The 18,299-nt window shown below is 63.8% G+C and carries 10 protein-coding genes and 1 pseudogene; 2 read left to right on the top strand and 9 right to left on the bottom strand.

What is annotated here, in order from left to right:
* The first annotated feature begins 25 nt into the window (after nucleotides 1–25).
* Entirely contained in the window at nucleotides 26–1,159 is a 1,134-nt protein-coding gene (locus tag MHI61_RS04885; protein ID WP_239789753.1) for an RHE_PE00001 family protein, read from the top strand.
* A gap of 121 nt (nucleotides 1,160–1,280) precedes the next feature.
* On the opposite strand, the gene MHI61_RS04890 is transcribed toward MHI61_RS04885, so the two are convergent.
* The 3 genes from MHI61_RS04890 to MHI61_RS04900 are packed head-to-tail and all read right to left on the bottom strand — an operon-like array spanning nucleotide 1,281 to nucleotide 3,305.
* Complete coding sequence (locus MHI61_RS04890; RefSeq protein ID WP_097606697.1) at nucleotides 1,281–1,991, bottom strand: Bax inhibitor-1/YccA family protein; 711 nt, start codon at nucleotides 1,989–1,991, stop codon at nucleotides 1,281–1,283.
* Between the two features lie 20 nt (nucleotides 1,992–2,011).
* Nucleotides 2,012–2,779, bottom strand: coding sequence for an anti-sigma factor (locus tag MHI61_RS04895; protein ID WP_239789754.1), 768 nt, complete (start codon nucleotides 2,777–2,779; stop codon nucleotides 2,012–2,014).
* A complete protein-coding gene (locus tag MHI61_RS04900) occupies nucleotides 2,766–3,305 on the bottom strand; it encodes a sigma-70 family RNA polymerase sigma factor (protein ID WP_239789755.1) in 540 nt (179 codons plus the stop codon). The genes MHI61_RS04895 and MHI61_RS04900 overlap by 14 nt, the downstream gene beginning before the upstream one ends.
* Before the next feature lie 177 nt (nucleotides 3,306–3,482).
* On the opposite strand from MHI61_RS04900, the gene MHI61_RS04905 reads away from it, so the two are divergent.
* A complete protein-coding gene (locus MHI61_RS04905; protein WP_239789756.1) occupies nucleotides 3,483–3,791 on the top strand; it encodes a hypothetical protein in 309 nt (102 codons plus the stop codon).
* 5 nt (nucleotides 3,792–3,796) lie between these two features.
* Here the strand turns inward: MHI61_RS04905 and cueR are convergent, their stop codons facing one another.
* From cueR to MHI61_RS04935, 6 genes and pseudogenes are all read right to left on the bottom strand, one after another.
* Nucleotides 3,797–4,186: a Cu(I)-responsive transcriptional regulator gene (gene cueR / locus MHI61_RS04910; protein ID WP_239789757.1), complete on the bottom strand. Its 390-nt coding sequence runs from the start codon at nucleotides 4,184–4,186 to the stop codon at nucleotides 3,797–3,799.
* 9 nt (nucleotides 4,187–4,195) lie between these two features.
* Nucleotides 4,196–6,715, bottom strand: coding sequence for a heavy metal translocating P-type ATPase (locus tag MHI61_RS04915; RefSeq protein WP_239789758.1), 2,520 nt, complete (start codon nucleotides 6,713–6,715; stop codon nucleotides 4,196–4,198).
* A gap of 348 nt (nucleotides 6,716–7,063) precedes the next feature.
* The gene (locus MHI61_RS04920; protein WP_239789759.1) at nucleotides 7,064–7,570 is read right to left on the bottom strand and encodes a hypothetical protein; all 507 of its coding nucleotides are present in this window, start codon (nucleotides 7,568–7,570) and stop codon (nucleotides 7,064–7,066) included.
* Nucleotides 7,571–7,891: 321 nt separating this feature from the next.
* The gene (treY, locus tag MHI61_RS04925; protein ID WP_239789760.1) at nucleotides 7,892–10,498 is read right to left on the bottom strand and encodes a malto-oligosyltrehalose synthase; all 2,607 of its coding nucleotides are present in this window, start codon (nucleotides 10,496–10,498) and stop codon (nucleotides 7,892–7,894) included.
* Nucleotides 10,499–10,687: 189 nt separating this feature from the next.
* A pseudogene (gene pbpC, locus MHI61_RS04930) lies at nucleotides 10,688–12,768 on the bottom strand (penicillin-binding protein 1C).
* Nucleotides 12,765–18,236 (bottom strand): alpha-2-macroglobulin family protein, encoded by a 5,472-nt coding sequence (locus MHI61_RS04935; RefSeq protein WP_239789761.1) that lies wholly within the window; start codon nucleotides 18,234–18,236, stop codon nucleotides 12,765–12,767. Before MHI61_RS04935 ends, pbpC begins: the two are co-directional and overlap by 4 nt.
* Between the last annotated feature and the right edge of the window lie 63 nt (nucleotides 18,237–18,299).

Below are 18,299 nucleotides of genomic sequence, written 5' to 3' on the forward strand. Positions count from 1 at the left end.
TTGTGAAAAACCGTAAAGTTTAACAATGCGCTACGATATAGACGGTGCGATGCTGCAAAACCTGCTTCCACCCCTTGCTGCCGCAGAGGATGGACTGGCGCGGCTGGACGAGCGGGTGTTGCGCTCGCCGGTCGGCGAGGGATTTGCCGAACGCAGTCATTTCTTCGATGCCGCCGGTGCACTCTGGGTCGCCGGCGAACTCGTGCATGTCGAGGATCTCGTTTTGCACGACGCACATATGGATAGCCGCGCGCCCAGCCACGAGCTGACGATCGCCCATTCGGTGCTGCGGACGCGTCGGCGCATCTGGACCGGGGAACCTTCCTGGGCTCTTAGCGGGTCGGGCCTCGCAACGCTGACCGCGACCATGGGGGAAGGGGAGGGCACGGCCCAGGAAAGCAAAAGCCCGGCGGTCGTGGTCGAGCCCGACGACGAGGAGGGGGATGAAGACGGGCCGCTCGCTGCCGAGATGGCGGAGATCGATGCGCTTCTTGCCCGCTCGCAGAAGCTCATCGATATCCATACCGGCAAGGCGCCGGCTGGAGAGACAGCGGCAGTATCTACGACCAAGCGCACCGACGACCCGCTCGGGCTGCTCGGTGACGAGGAATGGGACGAGGAACAGCGGCTTGCGGAGTGGCGAAGCGTGCAGTCGGTGGCCGACAGCCTCCCGCCGGTTCTCGGCGCCGTCATTCTGTTCGAAGCCTGGGACAGGATTGAGCCGCTACGGCGCCAGCATTGGCTCGGTGGTCTTCTGGTCGCAAGTTATCTGCGCGCCCGCGGCAAGGTCGCCTCGCATCTCTTCTCCTTCTACGGCGGGCTGAAGCTGGTGCGCCATGAGCGGCGTCGAGCCCGCGACCGGGCCACACGGTTGCAAGCCTTTCTGGAGGCGATGCATCTGGGTGCCGCAGCCGGTCTCAAGGAAGTCGACCGGTTGTCGCTGGCACGCACGCAGATGGAGCTGCGCTTCCGCGGCCGACGCTCGAACAGCAGCCTGCCGGACCTTGCCGATTTCATCCTGTCGCGGCCGATGGTCTCGGCGGCGATGATTGCCCGCCATCTCAGGATTACGCCGCGCGGCGCGCTGAACCTCGTCAATGAGATCGGCATTCGCGAAATCACCGGCCGCGGTCGCTATCGTGCCTGGGGTATCATCTGAAATGAAAGCGGCCGGGCGTGAACCCGGCCGCTTCGTTTTGAGATGAGCACCCGATCTGCCATCCTGTCACAGACTGCAGACCGGGCGCTCTTGCGCTTCCATTGCCCCCGGAAGCGCGGTCCTATTCCCGCTCGCCCGTGAAGTTGAGCAGAAGCGTGAAGATGTTGACGAAGTTCAGGTAGAGCGAGAGCGCTCCGAAGACGGCGAGCTTCTGGTTCGATTCCTGATCGTAGTTTTCCGAATACTGTTCCTTGATGTTCTGCGTGTCGTAGGCGGTAAGGCCGACGAAGACGACGATGCCGATCACCGAGATCGCGAACTGCAGCGCGCTCGAACCCAGGAAGATGTTGACGATGCTGGCGATGATGACGCCGAAGAGGCCCATCATCAGGAACGAGCCCATGCGCGACAGGTCTCGCTTCGTCACATAGCCGTAAAGGCTGGTGGCGCCGAACATCGTGGCGGTGATGAAGAAGGTCCGCGCGATGCTCATCCCGGTGAAGACCAGGAAGATGGAGGCGAGCGACAGGCCCATCACGGCACAGAAGGCCCAGAAGGTGATCTGCGCAGTGCTCGCCGACATCGTCTGGATTCGGAACGAAAAGAAGAAGACGAAGGCGAGCGGCGCCAGCATCACCACCCACTTCAGCGGCGAGCCAAAGATAGGCACGTAAAGCGCCGGCGTCGAACCGACGACGAAGGCGACGAGGCCGGTGATGACAAGGCCGAGAGCCATGTAGTTGTAGACGCGCAGCATGTGCTGGCGCAGACCCTCGTCGAAGATGGCCTGGGAGCCGGCAACGGCGCCATAGCGGGGATTGATCGGGTTCATGCTGATCTCCTCGGTTAGAACTAATAGAGCGAGCGGGCGAGCCGTTCGGCCGCCTGATCGAGATTGAGACCGCTATCGTCAGCGATCAGGGCGTAAGCGACCTCGCCGATCTGCCAATAGGCGGCTTCTGCTTTTTCGAGCGTGAGATGGCTGACCGGCTTGACCTCGAAAGCGCCCGGACGGACGGCGAAAAGCGACAGCCGCTTTCCATCCGACTGCTCGATCGCCATCTCGACGCTCGGGCCGAATTCGGATGGGAAGATCTGCACGTCGGCGATCTTCCAATCCCTAGGCAGTTCGGGCATCACGATCGCGGTGGCCGCGCGGATTTCGTCAGCGCTGTATGCGGTCGGTGGCTGCGAAGGCATGGTTTCGCGCAGGACCGCAGTCTGATAGGCGCGGACGGCATCCTCGACATAGGCGGGCGCTGGAACGGAGGCCGCCACCTCGGTCGCCGAGAATGCACCGAAGGAATTGTGCGCCACCCAGCCGGCGGTCACCAGAATACCGACGGCGGCGATGCGCTGCATGGAGTGGAAGATGCGGCCATAGGAAAGGCCACGCTCCAGCCGGCGGGCGGCATCGCGGGTCTCGGCACGGCCGAAGGCGCTTTCGCCGGCAAGCGCCAGGCGCAGTTCACCCTTCATGCTGAGATCGGCCATCACCTTGGCGGCAATCGCCGGATTCTCGGAAAGGTAGGACTCCACCTGGATGCGGCGGGCGACATCGAGCTCGCCGTCCACATAGGAGTCGAGATCGGCGTCGACGATCGGATCAACTGCTTTCATGGCCGTTCCCTCCGATTAATCTCAGGTGCGAAGCGCGCGGTGTCTTCTCCTCGAATTCGCGCAGCTGGGTGCGGGCGCGGGAGATGCGCGACATCAGCGTGCCGATCGGAATGCCGAGCGCATTGGCGGCTTCCTGATAGGAAAGGTCTTCGATCGCCACGAGATGCAGCGCCTCGCGCTGTTCCTCCGGCAGGTCGAAGAAGGCGTCGCGCACCTGCTGCAGACGCACGGCGTGTTCCTGGCCGGCCGGCAAGGACTGCTCGGCTTCTACAGCCGCTTCGTCGTGGCGCCGTGTCAGCGACCGCTTCTGGCGAAGGCGATCGATATGGGCATTGTGCAGAATCGAAAGCAGCCAGGTGCGCAGGTTGCCGCCGCTGCGGAAGCTCTTTCGCTTCTCGAAGGCGCGCACCAGCGCATCATGCACCAGATCCTCTGCCTCGTCCGAATTGCGCACCAGCGCGCGCGCGTAGCGCCTCAGCGCTGCGAGCTGGCCGATGACGTCGAACGGGCGGTCTTTGCGTTCCATGATTGAGTATACGCAAGCGCTCCGGATTTTATTCCCGGCGGGACAAAAAAAGTCATCCGGACGGAACATCGTTGCTGAATATTCGGCCAGGTTACGATGAGCGCCCTAAATCGGCGATTGTTTATGACAATTACATGACAGATCATCACGCCGCTGATTTGGAGGGGAAGATACACAATGAAGGAAAAGAAGCGGGTCTACGAAGCTCTCGTGGACGGCGCCATGGAAGGGCTGACGGGTGAGGCGCTTTATGATTTCGTCAAGATGCGTTGTCCGAAGGCCACCAGCAAGAAGATCGTCCGGGCCTCGCTTCTCGCCCTGACCGATCCGCATCTCAAGGACCGCAACATTCTCGACGTGATCTATGCGCTTGCGATCAAGCACCGCCTCGACGACGGCGTGCTTGATGACGGCGACGAGGACGATTCCGCGGAGCCGGCGCCGTTCTCCCACGCGCTCAGCCAGGACATATCCCGACCTTCCTGAACGGCTCAGCGGCCGTCTGAAAGCTCTTCCAGAATCGGACAGTCCGGCCGGTCATTACCATGGCAGGCATGCACGAGATGCTCCAACGTGCGACGTAGTTCCGTCAGCTCGCGGATCTTGCGGTCGATCTCGCCGAGTTTGGTCTCGGCGAGATCCTTGACGTCGGCGCTCGCCCGAGCCTTGTCTTCATAGAGCGCCAGCAATTGCCGGCATTCCTCGACCGAAAAGCCGAGACCGCGCGAGCGCTGCAGGAAACGCAGTTTGTGAACGTCGCTCGCAGCGTAGTCGCGATAGCCGTTTCCGCCCCTTTCGGGGCGGATCAGGCCAATATCCTCGTAATAGCGGATCGTCTTCGCAGGCAGACCGGAGCGCTCGGATGCTTCGCCGATATTCATTGCCATCTCCTATAATTTTGCCAAGCGCAGCCTCAGCGAGTTGGCAATCACCGACACGGACGACAGGCTCATCGCCGCTGCCGCGATCATCGGCGACAGCAGCAGGCCGAAGACCGGATAGAGCACGCCGGCGGCGACCGGAACGCCGAGGGCATTATAGCCGAAGGCGAAGCCGAGATTCTGACGGATGTTGCGCATCGTCGCCTCCGCCAGCCGCCGCGCTCTGACGATGCCGTTGAGGTCGCCCTTTACCAATGTAATGCCGGCGCTTTCCATCGCAACATCGGCGCCGGTGCCCATGGCGATGCCGACATCGGCCGAAGCAAGTGCCGGCGCATCGTTGACGCCGTCGCCGGCCATGGCGATGACGGCGCCCTTGGCGCGCAATTCCTCGATCAGCGCCTTCTTGCCTTCCGGCAGCACGTCGGCGCGGACCTCGTCGATGCCGAGGCTTTTTGCCACCGCCCGCGCCGTGCGCTCGTTGTCGCCGGTGGCCATGATAATCTTCAGCCCGCTGTCGTGCAGCGCCTTGATGGCGGCTGATGTCGTCGGCTTGATCCGGTCGGCGACGGCGACGAGGCCGGCAAGCTTGCCGTCGAGCGTGACGAACATCACCGTCTTGCCATCGCCGCGCAGGGCTTCGGCCTTTTCCGACAGCGCCGCGGGATCGATGCCGAGATCGGCGAGCATCGCCGCATTGCCGAGCGCCACCGGCATGCCGCCGGCAAGGCCCATGACACCCTTGCCGGTCTTTGCCTCGAAGCCGGTGACCTCGACGAAGGTGGCATCGCGCTCTTCGGCGCCGGAAACGATCGCTTCGGCCAGCGGATGTTCAGAGCCGCGCTCCAGGCTTGCCGCCAGCGACAGCAGCCGGTTCTCCTCGATGCCGCCGAAGGCGACGATGTCGGTGAAAACTGGTTTGCCTTCGGTCAGCGTGCCTGTTTTGTCGACGATCAGCGTGTCGACCTTGGAAAAGCGTTCCAGCGCTTCGGCATCCTTGATCAGCACGCCTTCCTGAGCGCCGCGCCCGGTCGCGATCATGATCGACATCGGCGTCGCCAGACCGAGCGCGCAGGGGCAGGCGATGATCAGAACGGCGACGGCGGCCAGCAGCGCATTGGCGAGACTCGGTTCCGGCCCGATCGCGGCCCAGACGATGAAGGCAAGGATGGCCACGATGACGACGGCCGGCACGAAGACGGCCGATACCCGGTCGACCGCGCCCTGGATCGGCGCCCGCGAGCGTTGCGCCGCGGCGACCATGTCGATGATGCGCGACAGCACCGTGTCGGCGCCGACCTTCTCGGCCGCCATGACGAGCGACCCATTCTTGTTGATCGTGCCGCCGGTCAGAGCATCGCCCTTCGACTTCTCGAGAGGCAAGGGCTCGCCCGTAATCATCGATTCGTCGACGGTCGACTGGCCCTCGAGGACGGAACCGTCCACCGGAATGCGTTCGCCGGGACGCACGCGCAACCGGTCGCCGGTTTGAATTTCCTCGACCGGCACGTCGCTTTCGCTGCCATCGGCACTAATGCGCCGCGCCGTCTTCGGCGCGAGGTCGAGCAGGGCGCGGATCGCCGAACCGGTGCGTTCACGCGCCTTCAATTCCAGCACCTGGCCGACGAAGACGAGCGCGACGATGACGGCCGCCGCCTCGAAATAGACGGGCACGGCGGCGCCATGGCCGCGAAAGCTCATCGGGAAGATCCCGGGCGCAAGCGTGGCGACGAGGCTGTAGACATAGGCGGTGCCGACTCCGAGACCGATCAGCGTCCACATGTTCGGGCTGCGGTTGACGAGGGACGCCCAAGCGCGGCGGAAGAAGGGCAGGGCCGCCCACAGCACCACCGGCGTTGCCAGCAACAGCTCGATGTAGGTCGCCTGCGGTTCGCCGATCGCTTCGCGGAGCGGCAGGCCGAGCATCGGCCCCATGCCGAGCGCCAGCAGCGGCAGGACAAGGATGGCGCTGACCCAGAGCCGTCTGGTGAAATCCACAAGTTCCGGGTTCGGGCCCTCGTCAGCAGGAGGAATGCCCATCGGTTCCAGCGCCATGCCGCATTTCGGGCAGTCGCCGGGACGGTCGCTGACGACCTCAGGATGCATCGGGCAGGTATAGAGCGTGCCCTTCGGCGCCGGCTTTGCGGCCGGGCGGGCGCCGTCGCGATAGGCCGTGGGGTCGGCTTCGAATTTCGTCTTGCAGCCGGCCGAGCAGAAGTAGAATTTCTCGCCCTCGACCTTCAGAAAATGTTTTGCCGTCGAACGATCGACGGCAATGCCGCAGACAGGGTCCTTCGCTGTCAGGTAATCCTGCGGCGTCGCCGCGAATTTCGTCCGGCAGCTCTCGGAGCAGAAATGGTAGATGCGGCCAGCATGCGTAAGCGAGGGCTTGCCGGCCTCCGGATCGACGGTCATGCCGCAGACGGGATCACGAATGACCGTGTCGGTGGCTTTCTCCCGAGCATGGCTGCAATGGCTATGATCATTGCCATGGGTGTGACCGTGATGGTGGTCGTGTTTCATGTTCATGCTTATCTCCTATGCCCCAAGGGCAGTTGGAGAGACTTATCGACCTTCCAGCAACTGGAAGGTCAAGTGCTAATTTCGGCGAGATTGATTTTTCGACGGCCGCCGCTCGCTTCCGGAGCGGGTGGGGGCTTCACATAAAATGGGCACAGATATACGCTAAGCGCTTTGGACATCGGAAACTCCGATCTTTTGGCGCAACGGCCGCAGCCTTTCGGCCGTCGTGGAGGCGCGATCCGAGAGCGCAGGCCCCTGTCAAAAAACATGTTTTTGCCGACAGGCAGCTTTCCGACGAACTGCAGCGCGACCAATGTCCGGAAAGCCGTGGCGGACATTCGTGCTTTCGAGACTTCAGTTACCTTTAATGCGTGCCCGAAGCTTGAGGAGATAAGACCTGGCCTTCCAAGCGAATAGCGCAAAGCTGATGTTTACAGCCACTGCAACGGTGACAACGGTCGTAAGCGCCCACAGACTGCCGCTTAAGAAGCTGCCAATAGTCAGTAGCAAGACATCTGCGACGATCAGCACTCCCCATCCTGGTCCGGCGTTAATTTGACGTTGCAGGGACCGCAGCGACCCGCGCCGAGATTGCTGAAGCTCCATCGCCCGGGCTATAAACTTGTTGAGCGGATAATTGGCTTCCCGATCCTTGATCGAAAAGCACACCTCCAACTCGTACTGGACGTCATCCAGAAAAGCGCGGAACCTACGAAGCCCTCGAAAGCTGTCGTAGAGCGCACCCTTCCTTTTGGGATCGGCCAACAAAAAGTCGAGAAAGTGGTCTTCGTCGTAGGGTGCGCCCGGCGTCGCGCGGTGCTTCTCGAAAAGGCGAATAATTTTAGTTCGGGCTTCAGCCATGCTTGCTTCCCCAACGTCCAACTCGTTGTTCAATGATAATCCTTGCAAAAGCTTGTTGCGCCGATTTCCGCATGTTTGATTCTTACGCCAGTCCGAACGTCTCTTTTTCACACACCCACACCGTTAGCGGACTCTGTCCGGACGCGGCAACCTTGCCGTCGAACCTACGGCAGATTCCGACGGAGGATCGGACGCGTCGAAGGTGGCAAGCGGCTATTCCTGCTCCAATGTGCGACAAACAGGTGTTTTTAGACACCCGCCATCCTTAGCGTATATCTGTGCCCATTTTATGTGACGGACCCGGGTGGCGTGGCGCCATCTTCAGGTCGGGCTGATCAGCCCGAGAGGCTGGCTTCCGAGCAAGGCGGCAACCGAAATGCTGCCGCCGGGCTCGATGGTTTTTCCGGTCAGCAGATCTGCCTTCAGGCCGTGAAGAGGGGAGGGCACCGCGATCGCCGTGTCCTCCCAGAACTCCGGACCGGCAAAAAGCACGCCGGGATCGAGCCAGCCGAACATCATTCGGGGGACGGCGACGACTGCGAAATCGCCTTTATGCACCCGGGCAAAAGCGAGCAGATGGTCGCGGCGGCTGCCCGTCGCCTTCAACGGCAGATAATCACCTTTCGAAAACAGAGCCGGGTGCCGCTGGCGCAGCTGCAGGCCAATGCTGACGATGCGCTGCTTCAACGCCGCCGCCTGAAGCTTGGCGATCGGTCCGGCTTCAGCAAGCCAGGCAGCCAGCTGTTCGTGGTCGACCGGTCGGCGATTGTCGGGATCGACGAGACTGAAATCGAAACCTTCCGCGCCCTGGTAAATGTCGGGAATGCCCGGCGCCGTCAGCTTGAGCAGTGTCTGCGACAGGCTGTTGACGTAGCCGGCCGCAATGAAGGGCTGCAGCACTCTTTCGAAATCTTCGAGAAAGGCGTCATTGTCCGGCGACACCAGCGCCGCGGCATAACTCGTGATCGCCTCCTCATAAGCGTCATCCTGTTCGGTCCAGGCGGTGCGCAATTTCGCCTCGCGCACCGCCTTGACCGCGTAGTCGGTAAAGCGGGCGCGCAGCTCTTCCATCTGTCCTCTGTCGAAATCCTCCGGCCAGACGCCGGCAAGCGCCTGATACAGCATCCATTCGGTACTCGGCTCCGGCGCCGCGCCATCCCCGAGATCCTTCAGCCACGGCCGGTTCATGTCACGCCAACGCGCCACCGCCTGGGCAAAAACATCCGCCCCCTCGCTCAAGGCATAAAGCCTTGCGCGCGCATCCTCGCCGCGCTTGGTGTCGTGGGTAGCCGTTGCCGAAAGCCCATGCGGCTGCAGCCGCGCCCGCTCGGCCATACGGCGATGGAAGCCGTCCGGGCCCTCGGGCGGCTTGCCCGGTTCGCAGCCGACCTCGTTTGCGGCCAGCAGCCTGTGATAGCGGTAGAACAGCGTATCCTCCGTCGCTTTCGCCATGACAGGCCCGCTCAATTGCTGGAAGCGGATGCGGAATTCGCGGGCCGCATCGCCTTCGATCCTGCCTTCGAGAAGCTTCAGCACATGATCGAGCGCGCGCCGGTCGTCGAGCTCAGCCATGACGTGCGATGCGGTCGCGGCAAGGACGGCCGAATCCTGCCAGGAAAGCGGACCGCCGTCGCCATAGGTGCGGTAGACGGGAAAGGCCACCAGCAGCGCGCCGAGCGCGGTGGCGATCTCCGCTCTGTCGAGTTCGGGAAAGATGCCCGCCGCGATCGCTACCAGCCGGCCGGACTCACCGGCGAAATTGCGCTCCACCATCTGTCGCCTGGCAAGCCGCCGGCCGTCTTCCGGATCAGCGGCCTCGCCGGCGAGGCTGCGATAGGTATCATCCAAAATGCGCAGTCCGCCGGCGTCGATGAAGAGTTCGCTCAGCGCGGCGATGAATTCATATCCGGTGGTGCCGGCGACCGGCCAGCTCTCCGGCAGCACCTCGCCCGCCCCGAGGATCTTTTCCACGACGATATAGATATCGGCTCCGACCGCTGCCCTCAGTCTGTCGAGATAGGCCTTGGGTTCGGCGAGCCCGTCGACATGGTCGATGCGCAGCCCCTGCACCTTGCCCTGGCGCACCATCTCGAGCACCAGCCGATGCAGATCTTCGAACACCGGGGGATCTTCGACGCGGATGCCGACCAGCCCGGTCACCTCGAAAAAGCGGCGGTAGCTCAGATGCCGCGCCGCCTCCTTCCAATGGGTCAGGCGCCAATGCTGTTCTTCATGCAGGCTTTTGAGAAAATCATGATCGGACGAGACGTCTTCGAGTTTTTGCCGGAGGATCGCCCGATCGCCGCCTTCGAAGAGGATATCGCGCAGCGCGCGGGCAAAATCCTCGCCCGATGTCACGGCCGCTTCGGCCATTCGCATGGCGACCGGATCATCGAGGCGGTTGGCGAGCGCACCGTAGCTGCGGGGGTTCAGCGGCAACAAGGTCTGGAAGTAAGCCAAGGCGAAGTTGCCGTGCGTCTCGTCGAGCACAAGACGCAGTTCGCCTGCAGCCAGCACCTCTTCGAAGTCCCGGCCGAGTTGCGGCAGGGTCAACGGCTCGCTCCAATCGATGTCGAAGTGGCCGGCATAGGCACTTTGGCGGCCGAATGTCAGCACGTCGCGCCACCAAGCGTTGTCTGGCGAGGCGGCCATATGGTTGGGAACGATGTCGAGAACCAATCCCATGCCGGCGGCGGCAAGTCTTTCCGTCAGCCGGTCGAAGCCTGCCCGGCCGCCAAGCGCAGGGTCGATGTCATTAGCGTCGGTGACGTCGTAGCCATGGGTCGAACCGCTGACCGCGGTGAAAATGGGCGAGGCGTAAAGATGGCTGATGCCGAGCGTCTTGAGATAGGGAATGAGGCCACAGGCGCGATCGAAGGTCATGCCGTTGCGGAACTGTATCCGGTAGGTCGCGGTCGGAAATGTCATGAGGCCGTCTGACGTTGGAGGGAGACCCTTTTCAACGGTTGCGGCCGGGCTTTTGTTCCCTCATGGCGCCGCGCGTCTTGTGCGCTAATGCATGTCGCCCGGAAGTGTGCAGCGGTTCCGGGACAACGACATGCATCAAAACAAAAGGACTAAAGCGCGTCGCATGAATCATATTTGACGCGACGCGCTTTAGTCGATGAAGACGCCGACGCTCGCGGCTCGTCCCGCGGAGTCGATGACGGTCAGTTTCGAATAGCCGCCGCCGTCGGGCTGCCATTGCTGCGTGCGCCGACGCGAAAGGTCAGGCAGCGGCTTGCCGTTGGCAAGCCAGCGGAAGGGCGCACGGCCGCCCTGCAGCTTCAGCATCAACGGCGACAGATCGCCGCCTTTTGCACCGAGATCGATATGGGCGCCTTCGGGCGGATAGACGATCTGCGGCGCGGGCTCGCGGCCGGAGGCGACGAGCAGGCCGCTGGCATTCAGCGCAAAACGCCGCTGGCTGATCGGAAGCTCCGATTGGGCGATGCGCACGGCTCCAGCCGGAGGTCGCGGCAAGGGGGTCGTGGCGATGCCTGACTTGGCGAAAGCCTCGAACAGGATCGGTGCGGCGGTGCCATAGCCGGTCAGGCCGGGCACGGCGCTGTTGTCGGGCCGCCCGACCCAGACGCCGAGCACATAGCGCCCGTCATAGCCGACCGACCAGGCGTCGCGATAGCCGTAGCTGGTGCCGGTCTTGTAGGCGATGCCGCGCTGCGGCGCGCCGGCGGGGGAATGACGCCGGAGAGAATATCGGCGACGTTCCAGACCGCCACCGGCTCGAGCAGCGGTTGGCCGTCGAGCTTGCCAGGTGTGCCGGTGATGCCGTCGCCGAGCCTTGCCGGCTGACCGCGATTGGCGAGCGCCGTATAGAGCTGCACGAGATCCTTCAGCGTGATGCCGACGCCGCCAAGACCGATCGCAAGCCCCGGCGTCTCGTTCGGCGGCAGGGCCGGCCGCACTTCGGCGCGGCGGAAGCGCACCAGCAGCCGCGACGGTCCGACGGCGTCGAGCAGCTTGACGGCCGGCACATTCAAGGAGAGTTGCAAGGCCTCGCGCACCGTGACGTCGCCCTGGTAGCTCATGTCGAAATTGCGCGGCCGGTACCCGAAGAAATCGGCCGGCCGGTCTTCGATGATCGTCTCCTGAGAGACGAGGCCCTGCTCGAAGGCAAGTCCGTAGATGAAGGGCTTCAGCGTCGAGCCGGGTGAACGGTTGACGCGCGTCATGTCAATCCAGCCGGAGCGGCTGGCGTCGAAATAATCGGCCGAGCCGACCTCGCCGACGATCGCTCCGGTCTGGGCATCGGCCATCACCATGGCGAGCGAAAGCTTCGGCCCGAGCTTCATGGCCGCGGCCCGGGCGACCGCTTCCAGCCCTTGCTGCACCGGCTTCTTCAAGGTCGTCTGGTGCTTGAGCACCGCCGGCTGCTTGCGCAGCGCGGCTTCGGCGACATGGGCAGCCAATGCCGGCAGCTGCATGCGTCGCATGGGGATCGCGACAGAGTCGGCCCGGTCCGCCTCGCCCTCGCCGACGGCCTCGGCCACCGCGGCCCGCTCGAGCACGCGCTTGCGCGCCTCTTGCGCTGCCTGGAGATTGCGGTCCGGCCGGCGCCGTTCGGGCAATTGCGGCAGGGCGACGAGCAGGGCGGCTTCGGCAACCGTCAGGCGGCGCGGTTCCTTGCCGAAATAGGCGAGGCTTGCAGCGCGCACGCCCTCCAGATTGCCGCCATAGGGCGCATGCGTGAGATAGAGATCGAGGATCTCGTCCTTCGACAGCCGCCGTTCGATCTGCACGGCGCGGGCGAGCTGCAGCAGCTTTGCCGAAAACGAACGTTCCGTGCGCGGCTCGATCAGCCGCGCCACCTGCATCGACAGCGTCGAGGCGCCGGAGACGATGCTGCCGTTGCGGACGAATTGCAGGCTGGCCCGCCCGAGGGCCCAGGCGTCGACGCCGCCGTGATCGTAAAAACGCTGGTCCTCATAGGCAACAAGCATGCGCAGGAATTGCGGATCGACGTCGGCGACGGTCGTCTTCAGCCGCCAGCGCCCTTCCGAGGTCGCAAAGGCGCGCAGCAGCTGCCCGTCGGCATCCAGCACCTCTGGGGAGACCACATCCGCTCTATCAAGCGGCGGCGGAAAGGCCTTGTCGGCGGCGTCGAGCGCGAAGAGGGCCCCGCCGGCAAGGACGATGCCGGCGGCGGATCCGATGGCAAACTTGCGCCACAGCCTCATTGTTGCGCCGCCACGACCTCCATCTTGCCGGTCGCCGTGCGGGCCGAAAGCTCGGGCCGATACATATCCTCGACGCTTGCGGCCGGATGGTCGTAGGTGCCGGGGGTGACGGCGCGCACGACATAGGCGACGTTGAATTCGCGATTGTCGCCGGCCGCACGGTTGAAGGCGGCGACGAAGCGGTCGTAGCGGAATTCCGTATGGGCGGCGGAGATTTCGCCGATCCAGTCGAAATTCGTCATCTGGGCGCTGTTGACGAGGTTCGGATTGTCGATCTCGAAACCGGCCGGCAGGAGATCGGTGATGACGATGCGCGACGGCCAGTCGTTGGTCTCGCGCACGTGGATGACGACGACATAGCGTTCGTTCTGCTTGGCCTCGCTGACATTCGCCTGCTCGCCGTCGAGCGTGTAATAGCTGCGCTCGATGAGGAAGCCGTCGCCGCCGGCCGGCAGCGGCACGGTCGGAGCGGCAACGGTCGTGACGATGGCCGAGACCGCGTCTTTCGTCTGGTTTGTCAGCGTCAGCGGATGGCTGGCGAGCGCCTCGCCGGTCATCCGGGCCATATAGGCGCCGGTGTGCGCCGCGCCGTTGACGTCGACCTTCAACCCGTCATCGCCGCCCTGGATGGCGCGCGCGGCCAGCAGCATCCAGGTTTCTTCCTGGGTGCTCTTGTATTTGCTGCGACCCCATTCCTTGGCGACCGCCTTGGCAAGATCCGGGATGACAGGCGGCACCGGCCGGCTTTCGGCGGCAAGCGCCAGGATCGCCGCGCCGTCGCGCAGGATCGTCCCGTAGTCGGTGCGCGACAGGTTCACGCGCGACACCATCGATTGCTGTGACATCTGCAGCGCGTCGATGAAAATATTCTTCGAACGCTGGGCGTCGCCATAGAGCGCCAGTGCGGCGGCGATATGCGCCTTGGAAAGCGGCGTCGGGAAGTCGTTGATCATTGTATCGGCGTAATAACGCAGATCGCTGATCGCCGCCTTCTTGTTGCGGGCAAGCACATAGACGGCATAGGCGATCTGGTCGCCCTGACCCTTGATGTCGGTGGTGTAGGAGAGGGTATTCTGCAGGTTTTCGAGCGCCTGCACGAAAGCCCGTTCCGGCACGTCGTATTTCATTTCGCGGGCTCGCGTCAGGAAATCGGTGACGTAGGAATCGAGCCAGACGTCGCCCGAATCCGGCCCCCAGAGGCCGAAGCTGCCGGCCGAGGCCTGATAGGAGAGCACGCGGTAGATCGCGTCCTGCACGCGCTTGTGCACGTCGGCGTCGTTTTCGATGCCGGCCTGCTTCGCCACTTCGGCGAAGTAAAGCAGCGGCAGCGCCCGGCTGGTGGTCTGCTCGGCGCAGCCGAAGGGATAGCGGTCGAGCGTCATCAGCAGCGCCGGAATGTCGAAGGCGGCCGAACGGGTGACGTTGACGCTGATTGCGGCCCCGGGCAGCACGCTGTCTGCAAGCAAGTTCTTGTCGACGGTGAGTTTTGCCCCCGGCTTCAGCGCCAGCACCCTGCGCTGGGTGATCGGCAGGGATGCCGGGCGTACCGGCACGTCGACGATCTGGTCGAGCGAAAGGCCGGAGGCGTCGGAGAGGTTGATCGAGACGCTGCCGGCGCCCGGCTGTCTGCCGATCAACGAAAGCGTCAGTTCCGTCTTCGCGCCGGCCTCGAGGCGGATCGTCTGCGCGGCGGAGGTCTGCTCGATGCCGACCGCCTCATTGCCGGTCAGCTGCAGTTTGAAGTCGCCGGCCGGCGCATCGGTATTGGCGATGTCGAGGCGCAGATCGGCCTTGTCGCCGGGGGCGAGGAATTTCGGCAGGCTCGCGGTCACGACGATGGGATCACGGATGATCACATCCTTGACGCCGTGGCCGACACCTGATTTCGACCAGGCCACAGCCATGACGCGCGCCGTGCCGTTGAATTGCGGAATGTCGAAGGAGACGTTGGCCTTGCCTTCGGCGTCGAGCTTCACCGGGCCGGAGAAGAAGGCAACGAGCTTCTGCGTCGGCGGGCTTGCCTGCAGCGCAATGGCGCCGCCGTCGCCGCCGGTCCGGAGCTTGCCGGTGGCACCCAGCGAACCGTCGATCAGGCGGCCATAGAGGTCGCGAATTTCGAGGCCCAGCTGGCGCTGGCCGAAATACCAGTCCTCCGGATTCGGCGGTTCGTAGCGCGTCAGGTTGAGAATGCCGACATCGACGGCGGCAACCGTGACATAGGCGTCCTCATTGGCGCCCGCACCGGCCACCTGCAGGCCGATGTTCAACGGTCCGCGCGGCAGCATCTTTTCCGGTGTGTCGAGTTTGACCTGCAGGGCGCGCTGTTCGGGATCGACCTTCAGCCATTGGATGCCGATCGAGCGCATCGGCATGTGGCTGTCCTGGGCGTCGCCGGGACGGAAGAGGGTCGCGGTCACATAGGCGCCGGCGCCCCAGTCTGATGTGACGGGGATGTCGATCTCGCCGCCGGTCTCACCGATCGTCGCATTCTGTACGGCGACCAGCTTTTCGGTTCCTGATGTCACCATCAGCTCGCCGCCGTAGCGCGAGGTGACTTTCAGCTTGGCCGTCTCGCCGATCTTGTAGCTGTCCTTGTCGAGGGCGATTTCCAGGCCGTCCGGCGTTTCGGTCGAGGTCGAGCTCACGAACCAGCCGGCATCGAATTCGACGCTGGAGGTCGGGCCGTCGGCATCCGGACTTTCCACCTCGAGGCGATAGCGGCCCCATGTCACCGGCACGGAGATCTTGCCGCCGTCCATCGTCGCGTCGACGCTGCCGTTGGAAATCTGCTCGGCGGTATAGACCGGCTCATATTTCCACGTGGTTCCCTCGCGATACCATTGGTATTGGCGGTTGAGGCTATAGAATTTCCAGCGCAGCCCCTTGCTCTCCTGCTTCTTGCCGTCGGCGCTGACGCCGATTACCGTGAAGTTGGCGATGGAATTCTCGGGCAGCTCGTCGGAAAATTCCGGCTTGATGCCGATCGAAGCGCGCTCGTTCTTCACCGGAATGACAAGCGAGCGTTCGATGGCGCGCCCACCCGCTTCCTGCATCCTGATATAGACGGTGGCGTTGAGCAGCTGCGTCGTTGCCGGCAGATCGCCGACGGTGAGGTCGGTCGAGGCTTGCCCATTCTCGTCGAGTTCCGGCAGGCCGTCGATCGGCAGGCGGGAATCTTCGCTCGCTTCCTCGTCGGCAAGCCCGAACTGGAAGCCCTTATAGGCGGCGCTCTCACGCGTCGGCTTGACGACGACGTCGCCTTCGAGCGTCAGGCCGACGGCCGGGGCGCCATAGAGATACTTGCCCGAAATGGTGATATTCGCCGGCGTATCCGGGCCGATTTCCTTGGCCTCGGTCTTGATCTCCATGTCGGTGCGATCGGGCACGAAATCATCGACGAGGAAACTTTTGCTGGCGATCGCGCTGCCCTTGGGATCGGTATAGATGTTCATCGACCAGGTGCCGCGCATGGCGTTTTCCTGGGTGGCGAAATCGACGGAATAACCGCCGAGATTGCTGGTCTGGCTGACGATCCGCCGGTCTTCGACGCCGTCCGGGCGGCTGAAGATGAAGGTGAGCGGCAGGTTCTCGATGGCGTTGCCGTCGGTGTCGCGTGCAAGCGCCTGGGCATGCACCGTCTCGCCGGCGCGGTAGATGCCGCGTTCGGTGAAGGTCAGCACATCGATCGCGCCGGGTGCGGCGCGGCCGGTGACGCCGCGGTCGGAGAGATCGAAGCCCGCCCGGGTCATATCGAGGAAGACATAGTCCGACGTGCCGTTCTTGGCGGCGATGACGGCGGGCGTCAGCGCCGCCGTGCCGCGGATCAGGCCGGCGGTGAAGGTGGCGCGGCCATTTTCGTCGGTCGTCGCGGTGCCGAGCACTTCATTGTTCTTGGCGAGCAGCTGCAGCTCGACGCCTGACATCGGCTTGGCCGAGGCGAGCGAGCGGGCGAAGACGTTGAGCCCGTCGGTGCCGGCATAGGTGGTGACGCCGATATCGGAGACGAGGAACCATTGTGTCGCCTGCGAATCCCACTCCTGCGACGGGGCGTTCGGCGCCGTCGCGGTCATCACGTAGATGCCGGGCCTGCGCTCGGGCAGCGCCTCGTCGACCGGGAAGCTGGTGACGATGTCCTTGTTGAGATCGTTGGCGATGTCGATCGAGCCCTGCCAGACCAGTTCGCCGTTCTGGTCCTGGATATTCTGGGCGCTGTAGCCGTCGAGCTGGCTCAGGAACTGCGAGTTTGCCAACAGCGGTGCGATGGCGCGATCGCCAATGCGATAGAGCTTGAGGTTGGCCGAGGCCAGGTTGACCGAGACGATCGGAATGCCGCGGCGCGCCGTCGAGGGCAGCACGAAGCTGTCGCCAGTAAACCGCACCATCTGGCTGCGGTCCTTGATGTAGACGTCGATGCTGACAGGTGCGTCGAGGGTCTCGTCGACGGACGACGGCAGGCCGGTGCGGAAGGCGATCTTATAGGTCTCGCCGTGCGTCAGTCCCTCGACGCAGATCTGCTTGTCCTTGGTTTCCAGCGCCTTGGGCGCGGCGCCGTTGAGCGTCACGAAGGGCGTGTAGTCGGTGGTCTTGACGAGCGACTCGGAAAAGGTGGCGCAGGCCCGCGGTGTGGCGCTGTCGGCGTCGACCGTGTGTTCGGTGATGCGGAAGCCCTGCGTCGCCTTCAGCTGCAGATAGGCCGCCTGCACATCGTCGGAGGCAACAAGTGCCAGGCTCGCCTTGTAGGCGTGGAGGGCCGGGCGGTAATTGTTGTTTCGGTCCAGGGCGTCGGCGAGCACGGCGAGCGCCTCGGCGCGCTTGGCCTTGGTGCGGGTCAGTTCGTAGCCGTTCAGCGCGTCGAGCACGGCCTGGCCGCTCGTGCCGGTCTGGGCGCTGCCGAGCGAAGCGGCGGCTCGGGCGGTTTCGAGCCAGAGATCGGCATCACCGGGGGTAATCGACAGCGCGCCGTGGAACGCGATCAGCGCGTCGGTCAGATTGTTGGCGGTCATGTCGAGACGGGCGCTGGCCGTCAGGCTGTCGACGCTCTGGCCCTGCTGGGCGTCGGTCAGGGCAAGATTGTCCCTGAAGTCGTGAGCCTGCTGGATCAGGTCGTTAGTCAGGAAGGTCAGGCGCGGCGCCGCGCCGATATCCGGCTCCTTCTGGGAGGCCGTCTCGACGATCTTGCCGGCGATCGCGCCGGGGAAGGCGTTCATCGTCTTGAAATCGGATTTCAGGAAGCACCATTTCACCTTGGGATTGTAGGTGAAGGCCTTGCAGCTCTTGTCGCCGATGCAGGAAGTCTTGCACTGATCGAGCGAGACGTTCTGCTCGGTGCGAAGATCGAAGCCGAAGAAATCGGCGTCCTTGATCGTCTGAATGTCACGCTTCGTCTCCGCGGCGGCGGCTGGAAAGCTGACGGTGATCACGGACAAAATTGCGATGCTGGCGAAAGCAAAGAACGAGCGCACGGACATAGGTTCCCCCCAAGGATTCAGGCGATGCTGGCTCTAACCGGCGGCACTCTCCTCACTCCTCAC

The organism is Rhizobium sp. K102 (assembly GCF_022385315.1).
GTDB lineage: Bacteria > Pseudomonadota > Alphaproteobacteria > Rhizobiales > Rhizobiaceae > Rhizobium > Rhizobium croatiense.

Excerpts from the sequence above, each read along its gene's own strand:
- MHI61_RS04895 (WP_239789754.1), bottom strand. The coding sequence starts at position 2,779 with ATGAAAGCAGTTGATCCGATCGTCGACGCCGATCTCGACTCCTATGTG.
- MHI61_RS04935 (WP_239789761.1), bottom strand. The coding sequence starts at position 18,236 with ATGTCCGTGCGCTCGTTCTTTGCTTTCGCCAGCATCGCAATTTTGTCC.
- MHI61_RS04915 (WP_239789758.1), bottom strand. The coding sequence starts at position 6,715 with ATGAACATGAAACACGACCACCATCACGGTCACACCCATGGCAATGAT.
- MHI61_RS04920 (WP_239789759.1), bottom strand. The coding sequence starts at position 7,570 with ATGGCTGAAGCCCGAACTAAAATTATTCGCCTTTTCGAGAAGCACCGC.
- MHI61_RS04905 (WP_239789756.1), top strand. The coding sequence starts at position 3,483 with ATGAAGGAAAAGAAGCGGGTCTACGAAGCTCTCGTGGACGGCGCCATG.
- MHI61_RS04885 (WP_239789753.1), top strand. The coding sequence starts at position 26 with ATGCGCTACGATATAGACGGTGCGATGCTGCAAAACCTGCTTCCACCC.
- treY (WP_239789760.1), bottom strand. The coding sequence starts at position 10,498 with ATGACATTTCCGACCGCGACCTACCGGATACAGTTCCGCAACGGCATG.
- MHI61_RS04900 (WP_239789755.1), bottom strand. The coding sequence starts at position 3,305 with ATGGAACGCAAAGACCGCCCGTTCGACGTCATCGGCCAGCTCGCAGCG.
- cueR (WP_239789757.1), bottom strand. The coding sequence starts at position 4,186 with ATGAATATCGGCGAAGCATCCGAGCGCTCCGGTCTGCCTGCGAAGACG.
- MHI61_RS04890 (WP_097606697.1), bottom strand. The coding sequence starts at position 1,991 with ATGAACCCGATCAATCCCCGCTATGGCGCCGTTGCCGGCTCCCAGGCC.